Annotated in this window: 23 protein-coding genes; 16 read left to right on the top strand and 7 right to left on the bottom strand. The window is 54.6% G+C overall.

The genetic code is table 11. From position 1 onward, the window contains the following. Positions 1 to 115: 115 nt before the first annotated feature. From DPO_RS21250 to polA, 3 genes are all read right to left on the bottom strand, one after another. Positions 116 to 334: an addiction module protein gene (locus DPO_RS21250; protein ID WP_006968438.1), complete on the bottom strand. Its 219-nt coding sequence runs from the start codon at positions 332 to 334 to the stop codon at positions 116 to 118. A gap of 144 nt (positions 335 to 478) precedes the next feature. After that, on the bottom strand, positions 479 to 1,312 hold the full coding sequence (locus DPO_RS21245) for an NAD(+)/NADH kinase (RefSeq protein ID WP_006968437.1): 834 nt from the start codon (positions 1,310 to 1,312) through the stop codon (positions 479 to 481). Positions 1,313 to 1,322: 10 nt separating this feature from the next. Then, positions 1,323 to 3,998 (bottom strand): DNA polymerase I, encoded by a 2,676-nt coding sequence (polA, locus tag DPO_RS21240; protein ID WP_040012202.1) that lies wholly within the window; start codon positions 3,996 to 3,998, stop codon positions 1,323 to 1,325. Positions 3,999 to 4,090: 92 nt separating this feature from the next. Between polA and DPO_RS21235 the strand changes: the two genes are divergently transcribed. Both DPO_RS21235 and purN read left to right on the top strand, forming a co-directional pair. Further along, a complete protein-coding gene (locus DPO_RS21235; protein ID WP_006968435.1) occupies positions 4,091 to 4,324 on the top strand; it encodes a hypothetical protein in 234 nt (77 codons plus the stop codon). A 33-nt stretch (positions 4,325 to 4,357) separates the two neighbouring features. Further along, the gene (purN, locus tag DPO_RS21230; protein ID WP_006968434.1) at positions 4,358 to 5,068 is read left to right on the top strand and encodes a phosphoribosylglycinamide formyltransferase; all 711 of its coding nucleotides are present in this window, start codon (positions 4,358 to 4,360) and stop codon (positions 5,066 to 5,068) included. Between the two features lie 92 nt (positions 5,069 to 5,160). Here purN and DPO_RS21225 read toward each other — a convergent pair whose 3' ends face one another. After that, positions 5,161 to 6,342 carry a TraB/GumN family protein gene (locus DPO_RS21225; RefSeq protein ID WP_006968433.1) on the bottom strand — a complete coding sequence of 394 codons (1,182 nt, stop codon included), beginning with the start codon at positions 6,340 to 6,342 and terminating at the stop codon, positions 5,161 to 5,163. 120 nt (positions 6,343 to 6,462) lie between these two features. On the opposite strand from DPO_RS21225, the gene DPO_RS21220 reads away from it, so the two are divergent. The 6 genes from DPO_RS21220 (at position 6,463) to DPO_RS21195 (ending at position 11,803) form a co-directional block, all read left to right on the top strand. Beyond that, positions 6,463 to 6,645, top strand: a complete 183-nt coding sequence (locus tag DPO_RS21220; protein WP_024333052.1) for a hypothetical protein — start codon at positions 6,463 to 6,465, stop codon at positions 6,643 to 6,645. Then, a complete protein-coding gene (locus DPO_RS21215) occupies positions 6,629 to 7,636 on the top strand; it encodes a hypothetical protein (protein WP_006968431.1) in 1,008 nt (335 codons plus the stop codon). The genes DPO_RS21220 and DPO_RS21215 overlap by 17 nt, the downstream gene beginning before the upstream one ends. After that, a complete protein-coding gene (gene recN / locus DPO_RS21210) occupies positions 7,596 to 9,311 on the top strand; it encodes a DNA repair protein RecN (protein ID WP_006968430.1) in 1,716 nt (571 codons plus the stop codon). The genes DPO_RS21215 and recN overlap by 41 nt, the downstream gene beginning before the upstream one ends. An 86-nt stretch (positions 9,312 to 9,397) precedes the next feature. Then, a complete protein-coding gene (locus DPO_RS21205) occupies positions 9,398 to 9,652 on the top strand; it encodes an FmdB family zinc ribbon protein (RefSeq protein WP_006968429.1) in 255 nt (84 codons plus the stop codon). A 21-nt stretch (positions 9,653 to 9,673) separates the two neighbouring features. Beyond that, a complete protein-coding gene (locus DPO_RS21200) occupies positions 9,674 to 10,975 on the top strand; it encodes a citrate synthase (RefSeq protein ID WP_006968428.1) in 1,302 nt (433 codons plus the stop codon). Positions 10,976 to 10,990: 15 nt separating this feature from the next. Then, positions 10,991 to 11,803 carry a glycerophosphodiester phosphodiesterase gene (locus tag DPO_RS21195; RefSeq protein WP_006968427.1) on the top strand — a complete coding sequence of 271 codons (813 nt, stop codon included), beginning with the start codon at positions 10,991 to 10,993 and terminating at the stop codon, positions 11,801 to 11,803. Here the strand turns inward: DPO_RS21195 and DPO_RS24205 are convergent. Next, a complete protein-coding gene (locus DPO_RS24205) occupies positions 11,766 to 13,625 on the bottom strand; it encodes a methyl-accepting chemotaxis protein (protein WP_006968426.1) in 1,860 nt (619 codons plus the stop codon). The two genes, DPO_RS21195 and DPO_RS24205, sit on opposite strands and share 38 nt — an antisense overlap. A gap of 274 nt (positions 13,626 to 13,899) precedes the next feature. On the opposite strand from DPO_RS24205, the gene DPO_RS21185 reads away from it, so the two are divergent. The 5 genes from DPO_RS21185 (at position 13,900) to DPO_RS21165 (ending at position 18,128) form a co-directional block, all read left to right on the top strand. Then, entirely contained in the window at positions 13,900 to 15,078 is a 1,179-nt protein-coding gene (locus DPO_RS21185; protein ID WP_006968425.1) for a saccharopine dehydrogenase family protein, read from the top strand. 64 nt (positions 15,079 to 15,142) lie between these two features. Continuing rightward, complete coding sequence (locus DPO_RS21180; protein WP_006968424.1) at positions 15,143 to 15,946, top strand: ABC transporter substrate-binding protein; 804 nt, start codon at positions 15,143 to 15,145, stop codon at positions 15,944 to 15,946. A gap of 107 nt (positions 15,947 to 16,053) precedes the next feature. Next, positions 16,054 to 16,722, top strand: coding sequence for an amino acid ABC transporter permease (locus tag DPO_RS21175; RefSeq protein ID WP_006968423.1), 669 nt, complete (start codon positions 16,054 to 16,056; stop codon positions 16,720 to 16,722). 2 nt (positions 16,723 to 16,724) lie between these two features. After that, positions 16,725 to 17,378, top strand: coding sequence for an amino acid ABC transporter permease (locus DPO_RS21170; RefSeq protein ID WP_006968422.1), 654 nt, complete (start codon positions 16,725 to 16,727; stop codon positions 17,376 to 17,378). 21 nt (positions 17,379 to 17,399) lie between these two features. After that, positions 17,400 to 18,128 carry an amino acid ABC transporter ATP-binding protein gene (locus DPO_RS21165; RefSeq protein WP_006968421.1) on the top strand — a complete coding sequence of 243 codons (729 nt, stop codon included), beginning with the start codon at positions 17,400 to 17,402 and terminating at the stop codon, positions 18,126 to 18,128. A gap of 25 nt (positions 18,129 to 18,153) precedes the next feature. Here DPO_RS21165 and ltaE read toward each other — a convergent pair whose 3' ends face one another. Next, a complete protein-coding gene (ltaE, locus tag DPO_RS21160) occupies positions 18,154 to 19,161 on the bottom strand; it encodes a low-specificity L-threonine aldolase (protein ID WP_006968420.1) in 1,008 nt (335 codons plus the stop codon). A gap of 167 nt (positions 19,162 to 19,328) precedes the next feature. Between ltaE and DPO_RS21155 the strand changes: the two genes are divergently transcribed. After that, on the top strand, positions 19,329 to 20,588 hold the full coding sequence (locus DPO_RS21155) for an MFS transporter (RefSeq protein WP_006968419.1): 1,260 nt from the start codon (positions 19,329 to 19,331) through the stop codon (positions 20,586 to 20,588). Here DPO_RS21155 and DPO_RS21150 read toward each other — a convergent pair. Continuing rightward, positions 20,585 to 24,646 (bottom strand): transporter substrate-binding domain-containing protein, encoded by a 4,062-nt coding sequence (locus DPO_RS21150; RefSeq protein WP_006968418.1) that lies wholly within the window; start codon positions 24,644 to 24,646, stop codon positions 20,585 to 20,587. The two genes, DPO_RS21155 and DPO_RS21150, sit on opposite strands and share 4 nt — an antisense overlap. Positions 24,647 to 24,702: 56 nt before the next feature. Between DPO_RS21150 and DPO_RS21145 the strand changes: the two genes are divergently transcribed. Together DPO_RS21145 and DPO_RS21140 are read left to right on the top strand one after the other, a co-directional pair. Beyond that, positions 24,703 to 25,662, top strand: a complete 960-nt coding sequence (locus DPO_RS21145; protein ID WP_328284787.1) for an NAD(P)-dependent oxidoreductase — start codon at positions 24,703 to 24,705, stop codon at positions 25,660 to 25,662. A gap of 287 nt (positions 25,663 to 25,949) precedes the next feature. Then, positions 25,950 to 26,468, top strand: a 519-nt coding sequence (locus DPO_RS21140) for an IS110 family transposase (protein WP_040012196.1), incomplete at its 3' end; no start/stop codon positions are given.

Genomic DNA, 26,468 nt, shown 5'->3' with positions numbered 1-26,468 from the left:
TTAATATCCGACCATAGAGAATCAAGGAAATATTCGCCAAGCCCGTTCGCCTGTCGTTCATAGAAACGAAAACCGTCCGCTAAATCTACAGTTGCCTCATCAAGGACTTGAATCTTCACTTGAGTTGTTCCCTCACAGCTCTTTTGGCTTCCTCGATATCCAGAAAATGTGATTTTCCTTCAGAGATGCGCTTTTCTCGAGCGCGCAAGACATTTACATGCCAGGATGGAGAGGGTATATTTTCTGGTATGCCGACAAGGTCAGCCCAAATTTCTTCAATCGCCTGTAATTTATCCTCGACGCTCATTTGTTCCAATGGGATGCTAAAATGCATGATTATTCTCCAACGATGTTCACTCGATATTTGATTAAAAAAACACTTCCAATTATGGTGCGTTATCCCTTGGATTGCAAAGGTTTTTTTTACACGTCCGGACAGGGCCTCGATGAGAATGTATCCCCTTCACCAGATACACCTTCAGCTTCGGCCGCCGCTCCAGTGAAGCCGGGTTTTGAGCACCTTGTAATAGGAATCCGGCTCAAACGAAATCATCTGCACGGCATTCGGGCTTTTGGACACAAAAATCCGGTCTTTGGGGTCCATGTTGAACCCTTCCTGGCCGTCCAGGGTCAGGACGATGTCTTCGGGACTGTCCTCCAGCCGGATCTCGATGGCCGTGGTATCCGGGATGATCAACGGCCGGTTGGTCAGGGTAAACGGACAGATGGGGGTTAAAATGATGGACGGCACGGCCGGGTGGACCACGGGGCCGCCCGCAGCCAGGGAATAGGCTGTGGAACCGGTGGGCGTGGCCACGATGAGCCCGTCGGCCCGGAACGTGGTCAGATACACCTTGTCCAGGTACACGGCACAGGAGGCCAGCCGGGACAAAGCGGATTTGTTGATCACCATGTCATTGAGCACATCCACATCCGCCAGGATTGCATCCTTTCGCATCATCCGGATATTGAGCCGGGCCCGTTCATGGATCTGATATTGTTTGTTAAACACCTTTTCCAGCACTTCCTCCAAATGATCTTCCAGGGTAATGGCCAGAAACCCCACTTCCCCGAATTTCACCCCCAGCAACGGAATATTTTTGGTTCCCACCAGCCGGGCCGCACTCAGAAACGTGCCGTCTCCCCCTAAAACCAGAATACAGATCAGGTCTTCGGGCAGTGACGGCAAAGAATTGTTCAGGATCACGACCCGGTCCTTAAGCCGGCGGACCAGGGCGTGGGCCGTGTCCCATGCATCGTCCTGGTGTTTGACAAAAATACCGATACGCGTCTGTCTGCGGGTGTGTGTCATCAGTTCCTGCTCAATGGGCCAGGGCCCAGTTTTCACCGGTGCCGAAATTGACTTTCAGGGGCACCTTCAACGGATGAACCCCTTCCATGATCTTTCGGGCCAGAGCGATCAGGTCCGATGTTTCCGCCGCCGGCACATCAAAGATGATCTCATCGTGCACAGACAGAATCATTTTGGATCTCATGCCGCGGTCGTCCAGGGCCTTTGCCATCTGGATCATGGCCAGCTTGATCAAATCGGCGGCACTGCCCTGGATCGGGGTGTTCACGGCGGCCCGCTCGGCAAAATGACGCTGATTGGCATTGGACGCATTGATATCAGGCAGGTTTCTTTTCCGGCCGAAAATGGTGGCGGTTTCCCCGGTTTCCCGGGTGCGGCGGATGGTTTCGTCAATAAAGGCTTTGACACCGGCGTAGCGTTTGAAATAATTGTTGATATAGGTATCTGCCATTTTCCGGCTGATATTCAGTTCATTGGACAGGCGATACGCACTCATGCCGTAGATGATACCGAAATTGATCGCCTTGGCCTGGCTGCGCAGGTCGTCGGTCACAAACCCGGGCAACACCTGGAACACCTCCACGGCCGTGCGGGTATGGATGTCTTCCTCATCCCGGAACGCCTGGATCAGGATCTCGTCTTCGGCACAATGGGCTAAAATACGCAGCTCGATCTGGGAATAATCCGCGGATACCAGGGTGCACCCCTCCGCCGGGATAAAGGTTTCCCGGATTTTTCTGCCTTCGGGCTTGCGGATGGGAATGTTCTGCAGATTGGGGTTGGAGCTGGACAGCCGTCCCGTGGCTGTGATGGTCTGGTTGAACGAGGTATGAATCCGGCCGGTGTCTTCATGGATCAGCTGGCCCAGGGCATCGGCATACGTGGATTTGAGCTTGCCCAGGGTCCGGTACCGGAGTAGTTTTTCCGGCAGGGGATGGACATCTGCCAGCTTTGTCAACACTTCCACATCCGTGGAATAACCGGTTTTTTTCCGGGTTTTCTTCACGGACTTGAGCCCGAGCTTATCAAACAGAATCACGCCCAGCTGCTGGGAGGAATTGATGTTAAAGGTTTCCCCGGCCAGGTCATAAATCGCCTGCTCCAGCTGGTTCATTTCGGTTTCAAAGGTTTCGGACAACCGGGCCAGGGCGGTTTTATCCACCCGGAATCCGGTCATTTCCATATCCGCCAGCACGGGAATCAGCGGCACTTCGATATTTGCCATCAAATCAGACAGCCCCTGTTTTTCCAGGTGTTCAGAAAACCGCTGATACGCCATGAACGTGAGATCCGCATCTTCGGACGCATAAAACAGGGCGTCTTTTGCCGGCACTTCCTGGAACCCGATCTGGTCCTTACCCTTGCCGGTGATCTCTTCATATGACACCATTTTATACCCGAACAGGTCCAGGGCGATCTGGTCCAGGCCATGGCCCCGGCGGGTGGGGTTCAACAGATAAGAAGCGATCATGCTGTCAAACGTCACCCCGTTCAACGGCATGCCGTACCGGGCCAGGACAATCATGTCGTATTTGATGTTCTGACCGGCCTTGGGCTGATCCGGGTCCGCCAGCACCGGCCCCAGGATGCGCAGGACATCTGTTTTTTCAATCTGCGGGGTATCATCGGTGTGGCCTAACGGGACATAGAACCCCGTGTGAGCCTGAAAAGAAAAACTGATCCCCACCAGATCCGCGGTCATGGGATGGATGGAAGTGGTTTCCGTGTCAATGGCAAATATTTCGGTCTTTTTCAGCGTTTGCACCAGCTTTTCCAGTTCCGGGACATCCGTGATCATCTGATAGTCTTTGTCGGCAGCATCCTGTTTTTCAGCAAATTCCCGGGCCAGGGTCTTGAACTCCAGTTCCTGGAACAGGTCAAATGCTTTGGCATTGTCAAAGGGTTTGAGTTTAAAATCCGCAATGGACGAGGTCACGTCCACATGACAGTCAATGGTGGCCAGATCCCGGCTCAGCAGAACCGTGTCTTTTCCGGCGCTCAGGTTTTCGTACAGCTTTTTTTTAGATACCACCTGATCCAGGTTTTTGTACAGGTTGTCAATGGACCCGAATTCCGCCACCAGCTTGATCGCGGTTTTCGGCCCCACGCCCTTGACCCCGGGAATGTTGTCCGAGGTGTCTCCGGCCAGCCCGAGCACATCGATATACTGGTGCGGGGCAATGCCCATGTCCGCTTCCACCCCGGCCTTGTCCTGAACAATATCCTTCATGGGATCCCATAAAATACAGTCGTCTGAAATCAGCTGGATGAAATCCTTGTCCCCGGTGACCATCACGACTTTGAACCCCTGTTCCCGGGCGATCCGGGCATAGGTGCCCACCAGATCATCGGCCTCATACCCGGATTTCTGGACAATGGGAATGTTCAAGGTGGCGATCATCCGGTGCACATCCGGAATCTGCACAGCCATTTCATCGGGCATGGGCGGGCGGTTGGCCTTGTAGTCGGCATATTTTTCATGCCGGAAGGTCGGCCCTTTGACATCGAAAAACACGGCCGCATAAGTGGGATTTTTTTCCCGGATCAGTTTCATCAAAATCCGGGTGACCCCGTACGTAGCGTTGGTGGGATGGCCCTTGGCCGTGCTCAGGTGCTGGATGGCATGAAACGCCCGGTATAAAAATGCGCTGCCGTCAATGAGAAATACTGTTTCCGGGGTTACCATCATAAATTTACCTGCCTTTTGGATATTGCAGTTTTTTTCAATAAAAGGCATATATACTATCTTTTAACCAAAAGGAGAAGTACAGATTTGCCATGACCGATGACACCCAAGCCTCCCGGCAGCAGAAACGCCGGGACAAACGGATCCGGAACAGCCGCCGCCAGTGCCATTGCTGCAAACAGACCTTTATGTTCTGCTGGCACTGCCGGTGCGGGTTTTCCATCTGCCAGAACTGCATGCATGAAAACGCCTGGGGCATGACCTGCAACGGCATCACCTGGACCTGTCCGGACTGCGGGGACCAGAACGGATACGGCAACCAATAACAGGCCATCACCCGTAACAAGGAGGACACCCTTATGCCGGCACCCCTTAAAATCGGCACACTCATCTCCGGCGGCGGCACCAATCTCCAGGCCATCATCGATGCCTGCAAAGACGGCCGCATCCCGGGAAAAATCATGTTCACCGGATCAGACACCCCCGGGGTCCGGGGACTGGATCGGGCCACACAGGCCGGTATCGACACCTTTGTGGTGGATTACAAACAGATCGTCAAGTCCTGCCGCAAAAACGGCATTGCGCCGGAGGACCTGCCGGACGACTTTGATCTGGCCGAAGTGAGAGACAAGCAGAAACTCATGGATCCGGCAGATGACCGCACCCTGTTTTTCCTTAAATCCCGGGCCATTGCGGAAAAACAGCTTTTGGACCGCATCCGGCCCTATGACATCGACCTGCTGGTGCTGGCCGGTTTCATGCGGGTGCTCACCCCCTATTTCATCGACCGCATCAACACCACCCCGGGACAGCACCGGATCATGAACATCCATCCGGCCCTGCTACCAGCATTCCCGGGCACGGACGGGTATGGCGACACATTCCGGTACGGGTGCAAAATCGGCGGCTGCACCGTGCATTTCATCGATTACGGGGAGGACACAGGCCCCATCATCGGCCAGAAAGTCTTTGAAATCAAAGACACCGACACCCTGGAAGATGTCAAGAAAAAAGGCCTGGAAAAAGAATGGGAACTCTACCCGGAGTGCATCCGCAAATTCGCTGAATAAAATCGTAAAATCGGTAAAATCGGGGTCAGGCCTGCGTTATTGTCGCTATTGGGGCCAATAACGACAATAACGCAGGCCTGACCCCGAACGAACTACCCGAGGAGCTTGAGCATGAGGGGGACCGCCGTCATGGTGCCGATGGAGGAACCCAGGTTGGTGAAAATCACCACCAGCAGGATCCGGGTGACATTGTTGCGCCAGAATCCCTTGAAGGACACGATATCTTTCGGGATCGCCTCCAGGTCCCGCACTTTGGGCTTGCGGGCCAAGGCTTCCACCATACCGGACACCCAGCCCGCCGCGATCATGGGATTCAGCGAGGTCAGCGGTGCCGCCAGCACCGCCGATATAATGGTGTAGGGATGGGCCAGGGCCAGGACCGCGCCCAGACCGGCAAAAATCCCGTTGGCCGCCAGCCAGATCCAGATCATGTCCGTGCCCGCGTCTTTGCCTTCCATGGCAAACCCGACGGCAAACAGCACCAGAATCAACCCGGGAATCAGCCATTTGAGGATTTTTCCAAGAGACCCTGGCGGCGGCACCTGATTCAAAAATGACAGAGAACGGGCATTGCCGGATGCCAGATATTTTTTGATGCCCGGCACATGGGCCGCACCCACCACGGCCACGATGCAGTTTCCTTCGGCCGACCCGATCCGCTGTGCCAGGTACTGGTCCCGCTCATCGATGAGCACCTGCTCGATGATGGGATGAAATCTTTTCACATCCGCCAGCAGGGTCTGCAGAATATCTTCCTGCTTCATTTTCTCGATATCCGCTTCCTGGATATCATTGGCAGACCCAAAGGAAAACACCATGGAGGTCAGCAGCTTGATTTTGGCCCACATCCCCATGCCCCGCCATACCCGGGACAAGGTAATCTGGATGTCCCGGTCCGCCGGCACCACATCCGCATCGATTTTTTCCGCCGCTTCAACGGCATTGATCATTTCCTGGCCCGGCCGGATGTCGAACTTATCGGCAATCTTTTTCTGAAACGAGGCCAGAAGCAGGTTCATGAACAGCATCAACGATTTTTTTTCCTTGATGATCTTGATGATATCCATGTTCCGCCACCGATCCGTGTCCCGTATGGCGGACAGCCTTGTGGAACACAGCTCCACGCACACCGTGTCCGGGGTTTCCGCTTCAATGGTGTCCGTCACCAGCTGGGCGCTGTCCCGGGAGACATGGGCTGTGCCGATGAGAATAATTTTTGTGTCTCCCTGCTGCACCCGGTGGATTGACGGGTTGTCCTCGTTTGTATGTTCCATTCACCTGCTGCCTTTTCTTGGGAAAGGGTAAAAAAATTACCGCCTGATTATACGCATTTTATCCGGCATGGCAACAGCAAAATCTTGACCTTCCGGCAGGGTTCTGGTATTCACCGGTATATGAAATCTACAGATGAACAAATACTGCGATCCGCCAAGGAGATCATCGTCAAGTTCATTGAGATGGGCCGGCTGTCCCCTTCCAATGTGCATGAAGCGTTCAAGGATGTGTATGCCACCGTGGACGAAACCGTAAAAAAACACATATTGCCTGACGGTCCGACCCATGACGACAAAAAATGAGACGACAGTCCTGAAAGATGAGATTGCGGCCCCCCGGCTGATGCCGGGCATCCGCAACGGGCTGAAAAAAGGCTGGCACGGATTCATCTGGCTGTTGAAGATCATTGTGCCCGTGTCTTTTGCCACGGGCCTGCTGGTATATTCCGGGATCATCTATCAGCTGGATTTTCTGCTGAACCCGGTCATGACCTGGATGGGGCTGCCCGCTTCCGGTGCTTTGGTGATCATTGCGGGCATTTTCACGGGCATCTACGGCACGGTGGCGGCCCTGTCGGTCATGCCCTTTGCCATGGAACATATGATCCTTCTGGCCGTGTTCACCCTGATCTGCCACAACCTGATCCAGGAGAGCATGGTCCAGGGACGGTCCGGCATTAATCCGTTTTTTGCCGCCGGTTTCCGCCTGGCTGCGGCATTTGTCGTGACGTTTTTGTGCGCCAAATTCATGGGCGTGACCCCGGACATGGCCGGGCCCCTGGCCGGGGCCACCCTGCCGGCCCAGGATCTTGCCTTTACAGCCTGGCTGGCCGGATGGGCCGTGGACACCCTGAAACTGGTGGTCCAGATCTTCTGCATCATCATGCCGTTGATGATCTTGATGGAACTGGCCCGGGTGTTTCACGTCATTGACTTCATCATCCGGCCCCTGGGACCGGTGCTGGCGTTTCTGGGCCTGGACCGGTCCTGCGGCATGCTCTGGATGACGGCTGCCGTGTTCGGCCTGGCTTACGGATCCGCCGTGATCGTGGAAGAAACCCGGGCCCATTCTTATGAACCCGAATCATTGACCCGGCTGCACCTGTCCATCGGCATCAACCATGCCATGATCGAAGATCCGGCCCTGTTTCTGCCCCTGGGCATCCCCGTATTCTGGCTGTGGATTCCCCGGCTGGTGGCCGCGATCCTGGTCACCTACACCTTTACTTTGTTCACGGCCCTAAGGAGATCGTATGCTCAGCGAACTGGCCATAAAAAAATTCGCAATTATTGATGACATCCGCATCTCTTTTCATCCCGGTCTGAATGTGCTGACCGGCGAAACCGGGGCCGGAAAATCCATCATTATCCAGGCCGTGAGCCTGCTCTTAGGAACCCGGGCATCAGCGGACCTGGTGCGTACGGGTGAAGACAGCGCGGAACTGGAAGCCGTGTTTGACATCGCTTTGGATTCCGAACCGGCCCGGCTTTTGTCCAACCAGGGCATGGACCCGGACGAAGGGTTGATCATCCGCCGGGTGATCCCGCGATCCGGCACCAGCCGGGTCTTTGTCAACTCTCGCCAGTCCACCCTGGAATTTCTCAAACAACTGACCCGGAACCTGGCAGGTATCTCCAGCCAGCATGCCCACCAGGGGTTGCTGCGGGATGACAACCATCTGGATATTCTGGACGAATTTGCCGGCACCCGGGACCTGCGCCGGGAAGTCATGGCCATTTACCGGACCCTGGTGCCTTTGAACCGGCAGATCCAGGAAATGGAAACGGAAAAAACCCGGCGTGAGGCCGAAAAAGAACTGATCCGGTTCCAGGTGGATGAAATCCAGGACGCCGCTATTCAGCCGGACGAGGATGACCTGTTGGAAAACAGAAAACAGGTCCTGGCCAATGCCGCAAAAATATTTGAGGCCGTGAACCGGTCCGTGCACCAGGTCTATGACCGGGAAGGGTCCGTGGTGGAACAGCTGGCCTCCCTGCAATCCGACATGGCCCGGTTCAGGGACGCGGACCCCTCCCTGTCCGCCACAGTAGACCGCATGGATGCCGTGATCCTGGACCTGCAGGATATCACCCACACCCTGAGGGATTATTCACTGACCATTGACCTGGACCCGGAATCGCTGGATGCCGTGGACCAGCGCCTGGATCTCATCTCAAAGCTCAAGCGCAAATACGGGGGCAGCCTGGACACCTTGTTTGAAAGGTACACGGAACTGGAACACCAGCTGGAACAGACCCGGGACATGGACCGGCAGATTCAGGCACACATTGAGAAGAAAAAAGACCTGGAAACGCAACTGTGCCGGAAAGCAGAAACATTGTCCGGCCAGCGGCAACAGGCCGCCACCCGCCTGGCGGATCTGGCTGCTGATGAACTGGCGGCCCTGGAGATGGACAAAGCCCGGTTCCAGGTGGAGATCTTTCATGAACCAGGTGATCCATCCAAAGACATCTGCACCCCGGCCGGCCACAGACTGTCTGCCACTGGCGCAGACCGGGTCCGGTTTCTGCTCAGCCCCAACCCGGGCGAAGCCCCGAAACCCCTGGCGAAAATCGCTTCCGGCGGCGAGCTGTCCCGGATCGTTCTGGCCCTGAAAGCGGTTCTGTCAAAAACCCAGTCTTTTGAAACCCTGATTTTTGATGAAGTGGATGCCGGCATCGGCGGGGCCACGTCCGACAAAGTCGGCCAAAAGCTCTTTGCCCTGGCCGATCATCACCAGGTGATCTGCATCACCCATCTAGCCCAGATCGCGCGATACGGGGGCCACCAGTTCCGCATTGCCAAACAGGTGATCAACGGCCGGACCTGTACAGATATCGTTCCGTTGACCACCCTGGATGACCGCATCGATGAAATCGCCCGGATGATCGGCGGCACGTCCATCACCCCTGCCACCCGGACCCATGCCCGGGAACTGCTGACCGGCCTGTCAAATAATCCGTCTTGACAGGACCGGCGGGATCTGATTATATTACTGATTAATATTAGCAATCTATTGTCAATTTTAAACCGGTTTAAAACCAAGGAGTTATCATGCCTATATATGAATTCAAGTGCACAAAATGTGATCATTTTTTTGAAATCATCGTCATGGGGTCTCAGAAAGACGAGGCCGTGACCTGCCCACAATGTCAATCCACTGAATTTGAGCGGGTGGTTTCTTCCACCAACTATGCCATGGGCGGATCATCCGGCCAAAAAGCGGCCAAAGGGGTCACCACCCAGGAACGGAACTGTTCCAGCGGCTCATGCACCACCTACACGGTTCCCGGCGAAACCCGAAACTGATCACAAAATTAAGGAAACACAATGACGGAATATGCAAAACTGATTATTGACGGAAAAGAGATGCAGCTGCCTGTGATCACCGGATCTGAAGGGGAAAAAGCCATTGATATCCGGCAGCTGCGCAAAGAAACCGGGTGTATCACGTTTGATCCGGGATACGGCAACACCGGGGCGTGCAAAAGCGCCATCACCTATATGGACGGTGAAAAAGGAATCCTGCGGTACCGGGGCATTCCCATCGAACAGCTGGCGGAAAAATCTACGTTTGTGGAAACCGCGTACCTGCTCATTGTGGGACGACTGCCCACCAGCGAGGAGCTGACCCGGACATCCGTGATGCTCAATGACTTTTCCCTGGTCCATGAAAACATGAAGGCGTTTTACCAGAACTATCCGCCCCAGGCCCATCCCATGGGGATTCTGGCAGCCATGGTCAATGCCATGCGCTCGTTTTACCCGGAACTGACGGACCTGGACGAAGAGATGAACAACACGTTTCTGCGGCTCATCTCCAAAATCCGCACCATGGCGGCCATGTCCTATAAATTTTCCATCGGCCAGCGGGTGACCTATCCCCAGCCCGGCCTGTGCTACTGCGCCAATTTTTTGAACATGATGTTTGACAACGATGTGGTGCCTTATCATGTCGATCAGGACCTGGTCCGGGCGCTGAACGTATTCTGGATTCTGCATGCCGACCATGAACAAAACTGCTCCACCACAGCGGTCCGGGTGGTGGGGTCCGGCCGGGTCAATATTTACTCAGCCATCTCCGCGGGCATCAGCGCTTTGTGGGGACCGCTTCACGGCGGCGCAAACCAGGCCGTGATCCAAATGCTTGAAAAAATCCACAAAGACGGCATGACCATTGACCAGTGCATCGCAAAGGCCCGGGACAGAGAAGATCCGTTCCGGCTCATGGGATTCGGCCACCGGGTCTACAAAACCTATGATCCCCGGGGCAAAATCATGAAAAAGATGTGCGATATCGTTCTGGCCAAGGTCAAAAGAGACGATCCCCTGCTGGATATTGCCCTGCGCCTGGAAGAAGCCGCCCTGGAAGACAGTTATTTCAAGGACAAACATCTGTATCCCAATGTGGACTTCTACGCCGGTATTGTGCTCCGGGCTTTGGGCATTCCCACCAACATGTTCACGGTGATGTTCGCCATCGGACGGCTGCCCGGGTGGATCGCCCAGTGGAAAGAGGACATGGCAGACCCGGAAATGAAAATTTCCCGGCCCCGGCAGATTTACACGGGCAACACGGTCAACGACTATATCCCCATTGACCAGCGCAGATATGACAACGGCACAGCCTGAAACCCCGCTCCGGCCATGACCCGCATCATCGCCCACCGGGGCGCCCGGAGTCTGGCCCCGGAAAACACCCGGGCAGCCGCCAGAACAGCCCGGCATCTGGGGGCCCATGCCTGGGAAACCGATGTCCAGATCACCCGGGACGGGGTGCCCGTGCTGTTCCATGATCAAGATCTGCTGCGGTGCACGGATGCCCGGACCCGGTTCACGGGCCCGGCATTCAAAAACCGGCATTACCGGTTATCCGCATTTTCCCTGGCAGAGCTTCAAACCCTGGATGCCGGGTCCTGGTTTGAATCTGCCGACCCGTTCTCTACCATCCGGAACGGGCAGGTCCATCCTTCCGCCCTGGCCGGATTCAAAAATGAAAAAATCCCTACCCTGGCACAGGGCCTGGAACTGACCCGATCCCTGGACTGGCAGGTGAACCTGGAACTCAAGGATCACGGCACAGACCCCGACCCTTTTTACACGGTGGACACCACGCTGGCGAAAATCGCAGACGTCGGGATCCGGCCCCACCAGGTGATTGTGTCCTGTTTCAACCATGCCTGGCTGGACCGGGTCCGGCAGCAGCGGCCCGATCTGTCTGTCCAGGCCCTGGTGGGATCATCCCCGGCAGACATGGCCCGGTTCCGGCCCGGCCCCTTTGATGTGTACAACCTCAATGCCGACCTGGTGGACACGGCATTTGTTTCCCGGCTGGTGCACAAAGGATTTCAGGTCAACCTGTTCACGGTGAATGATCCCGCCACTGCCGCCCGGTTCATCCAGGCCGGTGCCGGCGGCATTATCACTGATTTTCCCCAGTTTTTCTGTCCAAAGAATTGAGACGGTCACCACTGGGTGCAGCAGTCAAGGCCAGAAGTGATGGCTCTTCACCGGAAAATTCCTGCTCCAGTTTCCGGGTATTTTCAGAACCACCCCCATTACGGCTGCGGGTGTTTTCTTTGTTCCGTCTGATCAGGACCACCAGCTCATTGAGATATTCTTTCATTTGATTGGCCTGGGCATTCATCTGCTCCGCCGCACTGGCTGATTCTTCCGCGTTGGCAGCATTCTGCTGTACCACACTGTCCATATCGGTCACTGCCTGACTGACGCTTTCGATTCCTTCAGCCTGCTCTCTGGAGGCCTCGGCGATCTCATCCACCAGCGCCCCCACTTTAGAAGAGATTTCCTTGTTGGTCTTAAACGAGTCCTGGGTGGCCTGGGTGAACCGGCTGCCTTTTTCCACGGATTTCATGGTATTGCCGATGAGCACGGCTGTGCTTTTTGCGGCATCTGCGGCACGCATGGCCAGGTTTCTTACTTCTTCGGCCACGACCGCGAATCCGGCCCCGGCCTCACCGGCCCGGGCTGCCTCCACGGCAGCGTTCAATGCCAGCAGATTGGTCTGAAAGGAAATCTCATCAATGGTTTTGACAATCTTGTCCGTTTCCTTACTCGAGTCGGAAATCTCTTTGATGGCAACGCTCATATCTGTCATATGGCGATCCACCTCTTCCACGATGTGCTCGACCTCCCGGGTCATTTCTTTGGCTTTGCCCGCGTTTTCCGCATTCTGCTTCACCATGGAAGCGATCTCTTCCAGTGACGAGGAAGTTTCCTCAATGGATGCCGCCTGTCGTGACGCGCCGTCGGAAAGTTCCTGGCCGTCCTGGGCAATATGTTCGGAGGAGCTGACCATTTGATCCGTCCCTTCCATCACCCCATTGATCACCCTGTTGATTTTACCCACGATTCTTTTAATGGAAACGGCTGCATAAACAATCCCGATAATCAGAGCCGCCAGCATGGTGATTAAAATGACTTTGCTGGAAAGACCGGCCTGGGACTGCAATTTTGTTTCTGCGGATTCTGCCAGATTTCCGCACGCGGTGAACAAAGCATCTTGCTCCTGATCCATGGCGTTTCTCAGGTTGTCCTGAAGCAAGACCTGATCCCGGTATGCATTCACTGATCCCACATACGTCTCCAGAGCCTGTTTGATTTTTTCTGCCCGTTCTTGGAGCATTTCGCTGTTGGATGTTTTTTCCGCCCAGTCATTCCTGGCCGCAGCAAATTCATCAATGCTTTGCACCAGTGCTTCCCAGTTGGCATCCGATGCCCTGTTAAAATAAGACAACGTGTAATTGGACATGATTCTGGCGGTAAGGGCCATTTCATCTTTCCAGAACTCGGCTTCTTCCACCTCTTTGAAGATTTCTTCAAATTCTGACCCCGCCTGTCCGGCCAGCTCGGTTTTGACCGTGTTTGCCGATATATATGCTTCAAAATGCTCTTTGTAAGTATTCATGGCATCCCTGGCCGAAGCAATGTCCTGTGCTTCCTCGGAAGTGATTCCCGGTACTGATTCCAGGCGGGCCAGCATGACATCCCCTTCCCCAAGAAGGGAAAAAGCCGCGTCAGAGGCCGCTTCTCTGCCCGGGGTATCGTCCTGCATCTCATAAAGCATGTATTTATTTGATTCATCTCTGAAAGCGGCTGCCAGTGTTTGAAGTGAATTCACCTGGGTATAAAGCTTCATCACGGCATCCACACGGCTCAGGCCGTAATACCCGGCCCCCCCCACTACCAGCATCAACACCAGCATCAATGCGATTCCAAACGCAATCCTCTTTCCCAAAGTCATTTCTTTAAAAACAATCATCGCTTATTGATTCCTCCCAACAATTTCACAATCCCATTATTTTTGATTCACACATTTTCAAAAACAAAAATCCCATCCCACCCTGTCTTAGGCCAGAAAGAACCGCTTTGTCAAGGATGCGGATAACAATCACCTGCAATAAAATTTCAATACGTCGTTTTAAACACTTTCACCTTGACACTGCCCGGGGCCGGAGATATGTATACCTGAGTATACGATGTATACATCGCAACGCCATTGACCAACGATATTTTAAAAAAGGAATTCATAGCGAATGAAAGTGCTTGTCTTAGGCGGATGCGGCATTCAGGGCCGTACCGCACTGCACGACCTGGCTTCAGATGATCAGGTCACGGAAGTGATCTGTGCGGATGCGCAGTTTGACGCGCTGTCCAAAATCAACCCCTTTACTCCCATGGAAAAAATCATCCTGACAACCATTGATGCGAAAAACGCCGATGATCTGGTCAATGTGATGAAACCGGTGGATGTGGTGATCGATCTGCTGCCAAAGGAGTTTGCCGAGCCGGTGAACCAGGCGGCCCTGACAGCAAAAGTGTCGGTGGTGAACACCAATTACATGTATGACCCCGGCGACATGCACGATAAAGCCGCCGCCGCCGGCATCGCCATCCTGCCTGAGTGCGGCCTGGATCCAGGCATCGATCTGGTGCTGTACGGCAGTGCGTTGCGGCGGTTCGACACCTTGACCGGCATCAAATCTTACTGCGGCGGATTTCCCGAAAAAAGCGCGTGCACCAATCCTTTGAATTATAAAACCTCCTGGATCTGGCGGGGGGTTCTCAGTTCCACCAAGCGGGACTCCACTTTTATCGTTGACGGCAAACGGATAAATATCCCCGGCGCACGCCAGCATGACGTAGCCAACATCCATTCCGTGGAATTTCCCGGCCTGGGCACTCTTGAAGCGATTCCCAACGGCAATGCCGCGTTTTTCACCGACCGCATGGGCCTCGCTGACACCATTGTGAACACGGGCCGGTATTCTTTGCGCTGGCCGGGATGGGCTGCGATCTGGCGCCCTCTCAAGGATCTGGGTTTCCTGGACGAAACCCCGGTGTCCGGCCTGGGAGACGGCACCATATCTCCCATGGATTTCATGGACAAATTCCTGGCCCCCCGCCTGGTTTATCAGGACAATGAAAAAGACCTGGTGGCCATGCTCAACATATTTGAAGGCGTCATGACCGGCAAAAAAATGCGGCTCACATCCACCCTGCTCTTTGAACGGGATCTGGACACGGGCCTGATGGCCATGAGCAAGGGCGTGGCATATTCCGCCGTCACCGCCGCCAAAATGATCGCAAACAAACAGATCACCGACACCGGGGTGTTGTCTCCCATGTTCCATATTCCTGAAGCCCCTTTTCTGGAAAGCCTGAAAAAAAGAGGCATTACCGTGACGGAAACCCTGGAGGAAATCCGGGATTAATGCAGGGAAGTGCGCGGTATTGTACCGCTGATTTTATACCAACCCCAAAAAAGGAGAACCCCCCATGCGTCAGAAAACATTTTTCTCACTGGTCCTGGCACTGACCGCTGTTCTGTGCTTCAGCGCCATGACTTTTGCCGGTACCCTCACAGACATTGTCAAACGCGGAGAACTTCGGGTGGCCGTGCAGTCCGGTGCCGCCCCCTATGCGTTTGTGGACAAACACGGTGAGCACGCCGGTTCCATGATCGATTTTACCAAAGGCATGGCCGATGCCATGGGCGTCAAACTGGTGGTCCTGGATTTTGACTGGGATGGGTTGATTCCGGCCCTGCTGTCCGGCAAGGCGGATATCCTGGCGGCCGACATGACTCCCACCCTGAAACGGGCATTGAAAATCACCTTTACCGATCCCTGGATTGAGGTGCAGCCCTGCATCTTCACCCGTCCTGATACCGACTTCCAGACCCTTGAAGATGTGAACAAAAAAGGGGTCACCGTGGGCGTGCTCTTAGGGTCCACCGGCGAGACCATGGCCAAACAGTACATGCCCAATGCCGAGATCAAATCCTACAAAGGCGGGGGCCGCATGGTGGTCCAGGCCCTGATCGCAGGACATGTGGATGCCGGGGTCAACGATGACCTGGCCGTGCTCACAGTGCTGCCCGATTTTCCGCCCAATTCCGTGCGCCTGCTGGAAAAGCGCCTGGGACAGGGCAAAGACCCCCTGGCCTTTGCCGTGAACCACGATTCGGTCAATCTGTGGCAGTGGATCAACCTGTACTTCAAGACCATCCGGGCCGACGGCACCTATGACAAAAATATTGCCTACTGGATGGAAGGAACGGACTGGAAAAAAGACCATTGATCCGTTGACCAGCCATACCTGAATACCATCGCGGTGACGCGTTATCAAAAACGGGGCATGTCCGGGTCTGTTTTTCGGACATGCCCTTTGGCAAAAGGGATGCGCCTATGCTGGCTGACTTTAACTTGCGGATTATATTTGAATACCTGCCCCTGTTTCTGACCGGGCTCAGGTCCACCTTTTTTATCTCTGCCGTATCCATTTTCCTGGCCCTGATCGCCGGTACCATCGCCTGTGCCTGCCGGATCTCCTCCATCAAACTGCTCAAATATCCGGCCATCGCCTATATCGAGATCATCCGGTCCACCCCGCTGCTGGTGCAGATCTATTTTCTGTATTTCGGCCTGCCCACCCTGGGCATCCGGGTGCCGGAGATCCAGACCGGGATTATCGCGCTGATGCTCAACTCCGGTGCCTATATTGCAGAGATCATCCGGGCCGGTATCACCTCGGTGGATGACGGACAGATCGAGGCCGGCGTAGCCTCCGGGCTCAACTATTTTCAGCGCATGCGCTTCATCATCCTGCCCCAGGCCTTAGGAGCCACCGTTCCCCCGCTGCTGGGCCAGTCCATTGTTCTGGTCAAGGATTCCGCCCTGCTGTCTTTGATCTCGGTCATGGAGTTGACCCGGGTGGGCCAGACCATGACCTCGGAACGGTTCATGCCCACGGAAGCCTTTTTAACGGTGGCGTTCTTTTACATGTGCATCTACTTCTGTCTCAAGGCCCTGGCAGACTGGTCCCAGCGTAAACTGATATACAGGGAGGCGTACTGATCATGATGGCATTTTACTTTTCCCGGCTGGTGGAAATTTTTCCGTTTTTCCTCAAAGGATTGTGGATGACCTCCCAGATCGCTTTTATCAGCCTGTTCACCTGCACCCTTTTGGGCTTTGTCTTAGGCATCCTGCGCTCGGGTAAAAACAAAATCCTCAAGTGGATCATCGGCGTATATGTCTCCTTTGTCCGGGGCACCCCGTTCGTGGTCCAGATTTTTATCGTATTTTTCATCCTGCCGGAATGGGGCATCCAGCTCAAGGCATTTCCTGCGGCGCTTCTGGCCATGGCCATCATGGGATCCGCATTTATCTGCGAAATCGTGGCCGGCGGCATCAATGCCATTTCCAAGGGCCAGTGGGAGGCCGGCACGGCATCGGGCCTGACCCTGATCCAGCAGCTGCGCCTGGTGATCGTCCCCCAGGCCATGAAAGTGATTCTGCCGCCCCTGGTGGGCCAGTATGTGCTGCTCATCAAAGACACCTCCGTGGTATCGGTCATCGGCGTGATGGAACTGACCCGGGTGGGATGGGTCACCGTGGTGAGAATCCCGGAAGGCCTGATGGTGTTTTCCCTGGTGGGTGCCCTGTATTTTGTGATTTCATACCCGTTGATCCTGCTGTCCAACTACCTGGAACGCCGGATGGCAATATAACGATTTTTTCAAGGATACCCGATGATTGAATTCAAGCAAGTGAACAAATGGTTCGGCAAACTCCATGTGCTCAATGACATCAACCTGGACATCGCCCCCGGGGAAGTGCTGGTGATCTGCGGCCCCAGCGGATCGGGAAAATCCACCCTGATCCGGTGCATCAACCGCCTGGAGCCGATCCAGAAAGGGCAGATCATCGTGGACGGCGTACCCGTGCACGACAAGGCCACCAACCTGACCAAGCTCCGGGCCGACATCGGGTTTGTATTCCAGCAGTTTCATCTGTATCCCCACATGACCGTGCTCCAGAACGTCATGCTGGCACCGGTGAACGTCAGAAAAATGTCAACGGCCGATGCTGAAAAGATCGCCAGAGAGAAGCTCACCCAGGTCGGACTCACCGACAAAGCCGGGGCCTATCCGGGCCAGCTGTCCGGAGGTCAGCAGCAGCGGGTGGCCATTGCCAGGGGCCTGGCCATGACGCCCAAAATCATGCTGTTTGACGAACCCACCTCCGCCCTGGACCCGGAAATGATCGGCGAGGTCTTAGATGTCATGGTCAACCTGGTGTCCGAAGGCATGACCATGTGCGTGGTCACCCACGAAATGGGATTTGCCAGAAAAGTGGCAGACCGGGTGTTGTTCATGGACATGGGCAAAATCGTGGAAACCGGCAAACCCGACGAATTCTTTGACAACCCCCAGACCCACCGGGCTGCAGATTTCATCAGCAAAATCCTGACCCATTGAAGTCAGTCTGTCTTAGCAGATTTTTTTAGAAAAAAGACCGAAACCCTGCCACGACCCGATCGATATCAGCGGCATCAATGTTCAAATGCGTCACCAGGCGCACGGGGTTGCCCGGGCTGATGCGGATCCCCTGACCGGCCAGGTGCTGCACCAGAGCCGTCATGTCTGCATCGATACGGGCGTGAACCATATTGGTCTGCACCGCATCCATATCAATATGAATGGCCTTGATGCCGGATAAACCCGCTGCAAGGCGGGCCGCATTGGCATGATCATCCGTCAGCCGGTCAATGTTGTGAGACAGGGCATACAGGCCGGCTGCCGCCAGAATCCCGGCCTGGCGCATGCCGCCCCCCACCATTTTCCGCCACCGCCGGGCCCGGGCGATGAATTCCCTGGAACCGCACAGCACCGATCCCACGGGCGTTCCCAGGCCTTTGGACAGACAGCAGGACACGGAATCAAACAGCGTGGTGATGGCTGTGACATTCACGCCCAGCTTGACTGCGGCATTGAACACCCGGGCCCCGTCCAGGTGAAAGCCCAAGCCATGGCGGTCCGCCAGTTTCCGGGCATCTTTGAGATAATCCATGGGCAGCACTTTGCCGGCCTGGGTGTTTTCCAGGCAGAACAGCCGGGTTCGGGCAAAATGAAAATCATCCGGCTTGATGAAGCGTTCCACTTTGGCCAGATCCAGGGTCCCGTCTGTTTCAAAATCCAGGGGCTGGGGCTGGATGCTGCCTAAAACCGCCCCCCCGCCGGCCTCGTATTTGTATGTATGGGCCGTCTGGCCCACGATGTATTCTTCTCCGCGCTGGCAATGGCTGAGCAGAGCCACCAGGTTGGTCTGGGTACCGGACGCGCAGAACAGGCCGTCTGCCATGCCCGTGACCGCAGCCATGGTCTGCTCCAGCCGGTTCACCGTGGGATCTTCGCCATATACATCATCTCCCACCTGGGCGGTAATCATGGCTTCCAGCATCTGCTGGGTGGGCCGGGTCACGGTGTCGCTTCTCAAATCGATCTGTTTCATGAAAAATGGATTCCTTCCAACGTTGGTGTTATGGATATATTGTGCTGTCCTCATATCACATGCCTGTTGATGACTCAATACAGGAATCTAATATTGAAACCACCGGGTCATTCGTGATATCCATCAAACGGTGAATTTTAATGAAGGATCCAAAAGGAAACCATTGTATGACCCAGTCTCGTGTCTGTCTTTTCATCGGTGTGCTTCTGACGGCGGTGATGTTTGCCATGTCCCAGTTCTACCGGTCCTCAGTGGCGGTGATCTCTCCCAATCTCATGCAGGAGATGGGATTGAACGCCCTGGATTTAAGCCGGATATCGGCCGCGTTTTTCTATGCGTTTGCGCTCATGCAGATACCCGTGGGCATTTTTCTGGACACCGTGGGCCCCAAGACCGCCATGGTCGGGCTGACCCTGGTGTCGGTGTCAGGGGCCGTGATCTTTGCCCTGGGCAACAGTCCGGCCTGGCTGACCTTCGGGCGGGTGCTTTTAGGCATCGGCATGGCCTGCAATTTCATGGGATCGTTGAAACTGCTGACTTTGTGGTTCAAACCCCGGCAGTTTGCCACGCTGTCTGCAATGGTGGTATCTTTAGGAACCATGGGAAACATTGCGGCAGCCACACCTTTGGTACTTCTGGTGGGTCTGGTGGGGTGGCGGCACAGTTTTTTGATCATTGCCGGATTCACCCTGTTTCTGACCCTGGTATTTCTGGCGGTGATCCGGGAGCGAAACGGGAGCGGCACGATGGATACGGCCGATGAAGGGGATATCCGACCCAGTGTATCCCAGACTCTCACCCGGGCATGGGACCTGTTTCACCGAAAAGACTACTGGATCATCTCTTTGGCCACGTTCTGCCGGTACGGCATTTACGCGGCCGTCCAGGCGTTGTGGGCCGGTCCGTTCCTCATCCATGTGCTGAAACTGCCCGCAGTCACGGCCGGCAATATCCTGTTTCTCATGAGCATCGGCCTGATTGTGGGATGTCCTTTGTGCGGGTGGCTGTCCGATTCCGTGGTGGGGGCCCGGAAAACAATCATCATTCCCGGTATGGTCTGCATGGTGGGACTGCTGCTGGGCATGAACCGCCTGACGCCGGATTCCGGCGTGTGGATCACATATCTGGTGTTTTTTTCATTCGGTCTGGCATCCGGGTCCGGTCAGGTCATGTACGCGCACATCAAGGAACAGGTGCCCCGGGCCAATGCCGGTCTGGCCATGACCGGCATCAATTTTTTCACCATGGCCGGTGTGGCCGTGTTTCTCCAGGGCCTGGGCCATGTAATGACCCGGTTTTTTCCCGGGGCATCCTTGACCCTGCCGGCCTTTCACCTGGCGTTCGGGGTGTGTGCCGCCTGCCTGACCGGCATTGCCCTGCTGTACGGCCTGACCCGGGAAACCCTGGAAAGAAAACCGACCCGTTAACTGCCGTTTCCATCCAGAATGGTCCGGATCTTGATCGCCAGATCCCGGCTGGAAAACGGTTTCTGAAGAAAATTCACACCCGTGTCCAGAATCCCGTGATGGGCGATGGTATTGGCTGTATATCCGGACATGAACAGAATTTTGACGTCCGGATATATGGCCTGAACCTGTTTTGACAGATCCCGGCCGTTCATGTTCGGCATGACCACATCCGTGAGCAGCAGGTGAATGTCTGTGTCATGATCCTGGATCCGGGCCAGGGCATCTAAAGGATCTGAGACGGCTATCACCTGATAGCCCTGATTTTCCAGCACTTTTTGGGCCAGCGTCAGAATGGCTTTTTCATCTTCCACAATCAGCAGGGTTTCGCCCTGGGCAGCCGGCAGCGGCATTTCTTTATCCGGCAGGCGCTTTTCAATCTGTTCATCATGACAGGGAAGATAAATCTTGAAAATGGTGCCCGTGCCCGGCTCACTGTATACATTGATGAAGCCGTTGTTCTGTTTGACAATGCCGTAAACAGTCGCCAGCCCTAAACCCGTGCCTTTTCCCTTTTTCTTGGTGGAAAAAAACGGCTCAAACAATTTTTCCCGGGTATGCCGGTCCATGCCGCACCCGTCATCGCTCACGGCCAGTAATACGAAATCTCCGGGTGTGAACCCGGCATGAACCTCGCAATATTGCCGATCCAGTGTGACCTTTCGGGTTTCAATGGTGACGGTGCCGACACCATCAATGGCATCCTTGGCATTCACCAGCAGATTGGCCAGGATCTGATCCATCTGAGTGGCATCCATATAAATGGATCTCAAATTGGCACCCGGCTGCCAGAACAACGTGATATCCTCGCCGATAAGCCGCCGCAGCATCTTGAGCGTTCCTTCGATCAATTCATTGATATCCATCACTTTGGGCTGGATGGTCTGTTTCCGGGCAAAGGCCAGAAGCTGACGGATAATATCCGAAGACCGCCGGGCCGCATCCAGGATTTCCTCAAGATCGGCATGCAGAGGATCATCCGGCGTGGCTTTCATCTGTCCCAGCTCTGCATATCCGATAATCACATTGAGCATGTTGTTGAAATCATGGGCCACCCCACCGGCCAGCCGGCCCACGGATTCCATTTTCTGGGCCTGGTTCAGCTGGGCCTGGAGGTTTTCCCGGGCATTTTCCTGCTTTTTCTCTTCACTGATATCGGTGAACACCACAATCGTGAGCGTACCCGTGGTGGCGGCCAGAAATTTGATCTCCCGGACCGTGTTGTCCTTACAGGTGACCGGATATTCCATGGGATCGATTTCTTCACCCGTCCGCACGGCGGTTTCCATGGCGGTCTGCCAGCGCTGCTGCACGGTTTTCCTCAATTCCGGATCAGGATACGCCAGGGACCACCACTGGCGGGCAGACGGAACGTCCGCCAGAGTATAACCGAATATTTCAGTGAATTTCGGGCTGATGTACAGGACGTTTTCCTGGTCATCTGAAATCAGGATTCCCACGGGTGCCAGTTCTGCAAAGGTTTTAAACCGCTGTTCACTTTCTGCCAGGGCCTTCTGCCCTTTTTTGCGTTCCGATTCGATTTTCAATGTACTCAAGGCATAGGCAAAATCCTGGCCCATCTCGTTGAGAAGCAGATATTCCTCATCCCCTTGAACGATGACGGTTTCCGAAGACACATTAAGATATCCAAAAATTTCGTTCATATGGGACAGCGGCACACATACCGTCAACGGTCCGGCACAGCTCTGTGATACGGGACAGTCGTGACACCCGGTTTTCGGGTTATGGTTCACAACGATTTCCCGGGACGCTTCGGCCTCTATGCAGCACTGGGGTAACTGCCCTTGTGTCAGCAATTCATTCAGTTCTTTTGAATCCTCCATCTTCCCGTCCATGGCCCAGGAAACCGGGATATTGTTTTCATCGGTCAACACGATCATGGCGGACGGGTACCCGCGATGGGCCACCAGCAGCCGGCACCCTTCCCGGATCAGGATATCACGGTCCCGTTCTCTGACAATCAACTGGTTGATATCCCGGATGGCGCGCAACACCTGGTTGAGATGCTGAATGTGCTGCTGGGCCTTTTTCCTTTGGGTGATATCCACAATAGTGGCGACAAAATACAATGGCCGGCCCTGGCTGTCAAACCGTATCACGGCGCTGACATCCGCCCATACCAGCGCACCGGTTTTATGGATATATTGTTTTTCAAACCGGACTGCCTGATTTTTGCCTGAAATCACTCCATCGAGTATGTTCTGGATCCTTTCAATATCTTCTGCCGGTGTCAGTTCCTGCCATGTCTTGCTCTGCAGTTCTTCCCGGGTATACCCCAGAAAATCGGCAAACGTCTGATTGGCATTGATCCGGCCATCGAGATAAGTAAAGGATTTCCCGACATTGGCGGAGTCAAATACATATTTGAACCGGTCCGCACTGTCCTGGAGCTCCCGGGTCTTGCGGGCCACTTCTCTTCGCAGGGCCCGGGACCAGAGAAACATCCCCAGCAGGATCAGCATCAGCGGAATGGTCACCATGGCTAAATAATGAATGATGCGTTCCAGCGGCAATGGTTCTTTTTCAAACATCCCCAGCCATTTGTCATGAATGCGCCGATATTCCCCGGTCTGGTTCAGGATATTCAATCCTTCATTCAACTGCGCCAGCAGTGCCTGGTTGCCGTCTTTGACGGCATAACTGTATTCACCGACAAAAAAATACTGACGGCTCAATCTCAGATGGGTCCATCCTTTTTTTTCGATCATGTGCAGCGCACCGATCCGGGGCACCAGCGCACAATCAAATCGTTTTTCAGACACGGCCTGCAAAACGTCATCCAGATTTTCCAGCATCGTCACCCGGGACATCAAATCATGGTTTGCCAGAAATTCCAGGATAACGTCACCCTGCTGGACAACCAGGCTGAGGTCGGCCAGTTCCGCCGGGGTTTCCGGCGGGGCTGCCTGATTATCGGCCACAACCCCCACATAATGTGACATCATATGAGAGGGGGAAAAATCCAGGGTTTGGTCCCGTTCCACAGAGTAAAACATCCCCTGAATCGCATCGATTTCACCGGTTTCCAAAGCCAGGACCGTATCGGCCCAGGGTTTAAGCCGGATCTGGATATCCATGTTCATTTCCCGGGCAATGGCCCGGGTCAGTTCCACCATGTATCCGTCCGGTACCCCGTCATCATTTATAAATTCAAAGGGTGGATAGTTGTGATCCCCGCCGATGATCACCGGCCGGTCCACGGGCAGCTGAAGCGCGGCGAACCATTTGGCATGCAGCCGGCGGAACGTGCCGTCCGCCATGACCAGCGCCAGGCCTTCGTTGAGCAGGGCCAGCATATCTTTATCCCCTTCCTGGACGGCAAAACAGAAATCCTGGCGAAATTCCTCAACAGGATGCCGGGAGATCTCCAGGCCGGAAATGCTGCTTTCCTGAATCAGGCGAATAGCTACCAGGCGCTGGATAAACACGGCGTCATACTGTCCGGCAGCCAGTTCCTGCAAAGCGATGTCAAAGGAGGGGCGGGTGATGATGTCGATGCCCCGGTCTTCCCGGCGCAGAAATTCTTCGGCATTGTCGCCTTTCATGACGGCCACCTGCCGGCCTTTGAGATCGTTCAGCCGCTGAATACCCGTGGTACCTTTACGCACCACAATAGCGCCGGATAAGGACATGTAGGGAAACGTAAAATCAAACAACGCTTCCCGTTCCCGTGTCCGTCCCACCAGCGGCAAAGCATCCACCTCTCCGGTTTCCAGCCATGTTCGGACCTGGTGCCAGGGACCGCTTTTGAAAGTGACCGACCGGTTCATGGCTGCCAGGGCCGTCCGCATCAGCTCAACGGAAAATCCATATGCCCGGCCGGTTTCATCCACAATGGAAAAAGGAGGATAATCGATTTCCGCTGCGGAAATCACCATTGGTCCTGAACTTTCGGCCCGGCTGTCCGGGACGGTCAGATTGAAAAACACCCACAGGAAAGAAAAGATCAAGATGCCACTGGCAACAGCAGATCGAGGGGATGTGAATGGATTTTTCATAACAGCGTCGATACCCCTTCAACGGTTTGAATGATGTGGTTGCTTAAAGGTGTAGACTGAAATACCCTTTACAGTCAAGCGGAAAAACCCGTATAAAGAAATCATATCAATTTCAACATCGGTATGACAAGGAGACTGAAATGCAGATTTCACCCGAAAAAACACGGATCGGATTCATCGGACTGGGCGTCATGGGACACAGCATGGCCGGCCATATCCTGGACAGCGGATATGCGCTTTGCGTTCATACCCGGACCCGGGCCCGGGCCGACGGGCTTGTAAAAAAAGGTGCGGTGTGGATGGATTCTGTCAGGAAACTGGCAGCGAACTCAGACGTGATCATATCCATTGTGGGGTATCCCCAGGATGTGGCACAGATCTATCTGGATGCAGACGGAATTCTGGAAAACGCGGCAACCGGGTCGGTGGCCATTGACATGACCACCTCGGATCCGGCACTGGCCAGAAAGCTGGCAGCGCAGAGCCGGGAAAAAGGCATCCAGGTGCTGGATGCACCCGTGTCCGGCGGGGACCTGGGTGCCAGAAACGCCACCTTGTCCATCATGGTGGGCGGAGAGGAACCCGTGTTCACCGACATGCTTCCCCTGTTTCAGGTCATGGGCAAAAATATCGTGTACCAGGGGCCGGCCGGATCGGGCCAGCATACCAAAATGGCCAATCAGATCGCCATTGCCGCCGGCATGATCGGGGTGTGTGAAGCCCTGGCCTATGCCAAAAAAGCCGGCCTGGATCCGGACACGGTTCTGTCGTCCATCGGCCAGGGAGCGGCCGGATCCTGGTCTTTGAACAACCTGGGCCCCCGGATGCTCAAAAGCGATTTTGCCCCGGGATTCTATGTCAAGCATTTTATCAAGGACATGACCATTGCCGCGGATTCAGCCCGGGACCTGGGCCTGGACACCCCGGGACTGACCCTGGCAAAAACCCTGTATGAACGACTGGTGGACAACGGGTGCGAAAACGACGGCACCCAGGCTCTGTTCAAACTCTTCTAACTTCCAACCCCGTCCAACCCGGGGTCAGGCCTGCGTTATTGTCGTTATTGGTGTCAATAACGACAATAACGCAGGCCTGATAATCATATAAAGGGCGTAGCAAAAAACAACCGTTGACATTTGCTACTATTAAACTGCGTGGAAGCCAGCTTTCCAGGGGAATTTTTGGGGTTCCCCTGGAAAGCTGGCCGAAGCACTATTAAAAAATGAGAAGACACCTCCCTAATTATAGCAGCGATTGCTATAATACCAGTTATTATTAACATATAGGATTTAGGAGGTGCCCAATGAAATATTACGCCGGAATTGATTTGCATTCAAGTAATAATTATATCGGTATCATCGATGAGAAGGACAAGCGGGTATTCGGCAAGCGGATCAGCAACGATCTGCCGGATGTCCTCTCGGTACTGGAACCGTTCAAAAGCAACCTGGATGGCGTTGTGGTGGAATCAACCTATAACTGGTACTGGCTGGTGGATGGCCTGCAAAATCACGGCTATCAGGTTCATCTGGCCAACCCATCCGCTGTCAAGCAGTATGAAGGATTAAAGTACACCGATGACCGGTGGGACTCCTTCTGGCTGGCCCATATGAAACGATTGAACATATTGCCTGAAGGGTACATTTACCCAAAGCAGCAAAGATCGGTCCGGGATCTGCTGCGGCGAAGGCTCCTGTTTGTCCACCAAAGAACCAGCCAGATCTTGAGTCTGCAAAGCATGATTGCACGGACCCTGGGCATCCGGATGTCTGTCAGGGCAGTTAAAAAACTGACCGATGAAGATATTGACCGGATGTTTGAA

Origin of the sequence: Desulfotignum phosphitoxidans DSM 13687, from assembly GCF_000350545.1 — a bacterium.
GTDB lineage: Bacteria > Desulfobacterota > Desulfobacteria > Desulfobacterales > Desulfobacteraceae > Desulfotignum > Desulfotignum phosphitoxidans.
The sequence above is the reverse complement of the archived record's forward strand: the minus strand, read 5'-3'. Positions and strand labels throughout refer to the sequence as shown.

What these genes read in the sequence shown, in the direction of transcription:
- DPO_RS21250 (WP_006968438.1), bottom strand. Translation starts at nt 334, where the DNA reads ATGCATTTTAGCATCCCATTGGAACAAATGAGCGTCGAGGATAAATTA.
- DPO_RS21245 (WP_006968437.1), bottom strand. Translation starts at nt 1,312, where the DNA reads ATGACACACACCCGCAGACAGACGCGTATCGGTATTTTTGTCAAACAC.
- polA (WP_040012202.1), bottom strand. Translation starts at nt 3,998, where the DNA reads ATGGTAACCCCGGAAACAGTATTTCTCATTGACGGCAGCGCATTTTTA.
- DPO_RS21235 (WP_006968435.1), top strand. Translation starts at nt 4,091, where the DNA reads ATGACCGATGACACCCAAGCCTCCCGGCAGCAGAAACGCCGGGACAAA.
- purN (WP_006968434.1), top strand. Translation starts at nt 4,358, where the DNA reads ATGCCGGCACCCCTTAAAATCGGCACACTCATCTCCGGCGGCGGCACC.
- DPO_RS21225 (WP_006968433.1), bottom strand. Translation starts at nt 6,342, where the DNA reads ATGGAACATACAAACGAGGACAACCCGTCAATCCACCGGGTGCAGCAG.
- DPO_RS21220 (WP_024333052.1), top strand. Translation starts at nt 6,463, where the DNA reads ATGAAATCTACAGATGAACAAATACTGCGATCCGCCAAGGAGATCATC.
- DPO_RS21215 (WP_006968431.1), top strand. Translation starts at nt 6,629, where the DNA reads ATGACGACAAAAAATGAGACGACAGTCCTGAAAGATGAGATTGCGGCC.
- recN (WP_006968430.1), top strand. Translation starts at nt 7,596, where the DNA reads ATGCTCAGCGAACTGGCCATAAAAAAATTCGCAATTATTGATGACATC.
- DPO_RS21205 (WP_006968429.1), top strand. Translation starts at nt 9,398, where the DNA reads ATGCCTATATATGAATTCAAGTGCACAAAATGTGATCATTTTTTTGAA.
- DPO_RS21200 (WP_006968428.1), top strand. Translation starts at nt 9,674, where the DNA reads ATGACGGAATATGCAAAACTGATTATTGACGGAAAAGAGATGCAGCTG.
- DPO_RS21195 (WP_006968427.1), top strand. Translation starts at nt 10,991, where the DNA reads ATGACCCGCATCATCGCCCACCGGGGCGCCCGGAGTCTGGCCCCGGAA.
- DPO_RS24205 (WP_006968426.1), bottom strand. Translation starts at nt 13,625, where the DNA reads ATGATTGTTTTTAAAGAAATGACTTTGGGAAAGAGGATTGCGTTTGGA.
- DPO_RS21185 (WP_006968425.1), top strand. Translation starts at nt 13,900, where the DNA reads ATGAAAGTGCTTGTCTTAGGCGGATGCGGCATTCAGGGCCGTACCGCA.
- DPO_RS21180 (WP_006968424.1), top strand. Translation starts at nt 15,143, where the DNA reads ATGCGTCAGAAAACATTTTTCTCACTGGTCCTGGCACTGACCGCTGTT.
- DPO_RS21175 (WP_006968423.1), top strand. Translation starts at nt 16,054, where the DNA reads ATGCTGGCTGACTTTAACTTGCGGATTATATTTGAATACCTGCCCCTG.
- DPO_RS21170 (WP_006968422.1), top strand. Translation starts at nt 16,725, where the DNA reads ATGATGGCATTTTACTTTTCCCGGCTGGTGGAAATTTTTCCGTTTTTC.
- DPO_RS21165 (WP_006968421.1), top strand. Translation starts at nt 17,400, where the DNA reads ATGATTGAATTCAAGCAAGTGAACAAATGGTTCGGCAAACTCCATGTG.
- ltaE (WP_006968420.1), bottom strand. Translation starts at nt 19,161, where the DNA reads ATGAAACAGATCGATTTGAGAAGCGACACCGTGACCCGGCCCACCCAG.
- DPO_RS21155 (WP_006968419.1), top strand. Translation starts at nt 19,329, where the DNA reads ATGACCCAGTCTCGTGTCTGTCTTTTCATCGGTGTGCTTCTGACGGCG.
- DPO_RS21150 (WP_006968418.1), bottom strand. Translation starts at nt 24,646, where the DNA reads ATGAAAAATCCATTCACATCCCCTCGATCTGCTGTTGCCAGTGGCATC.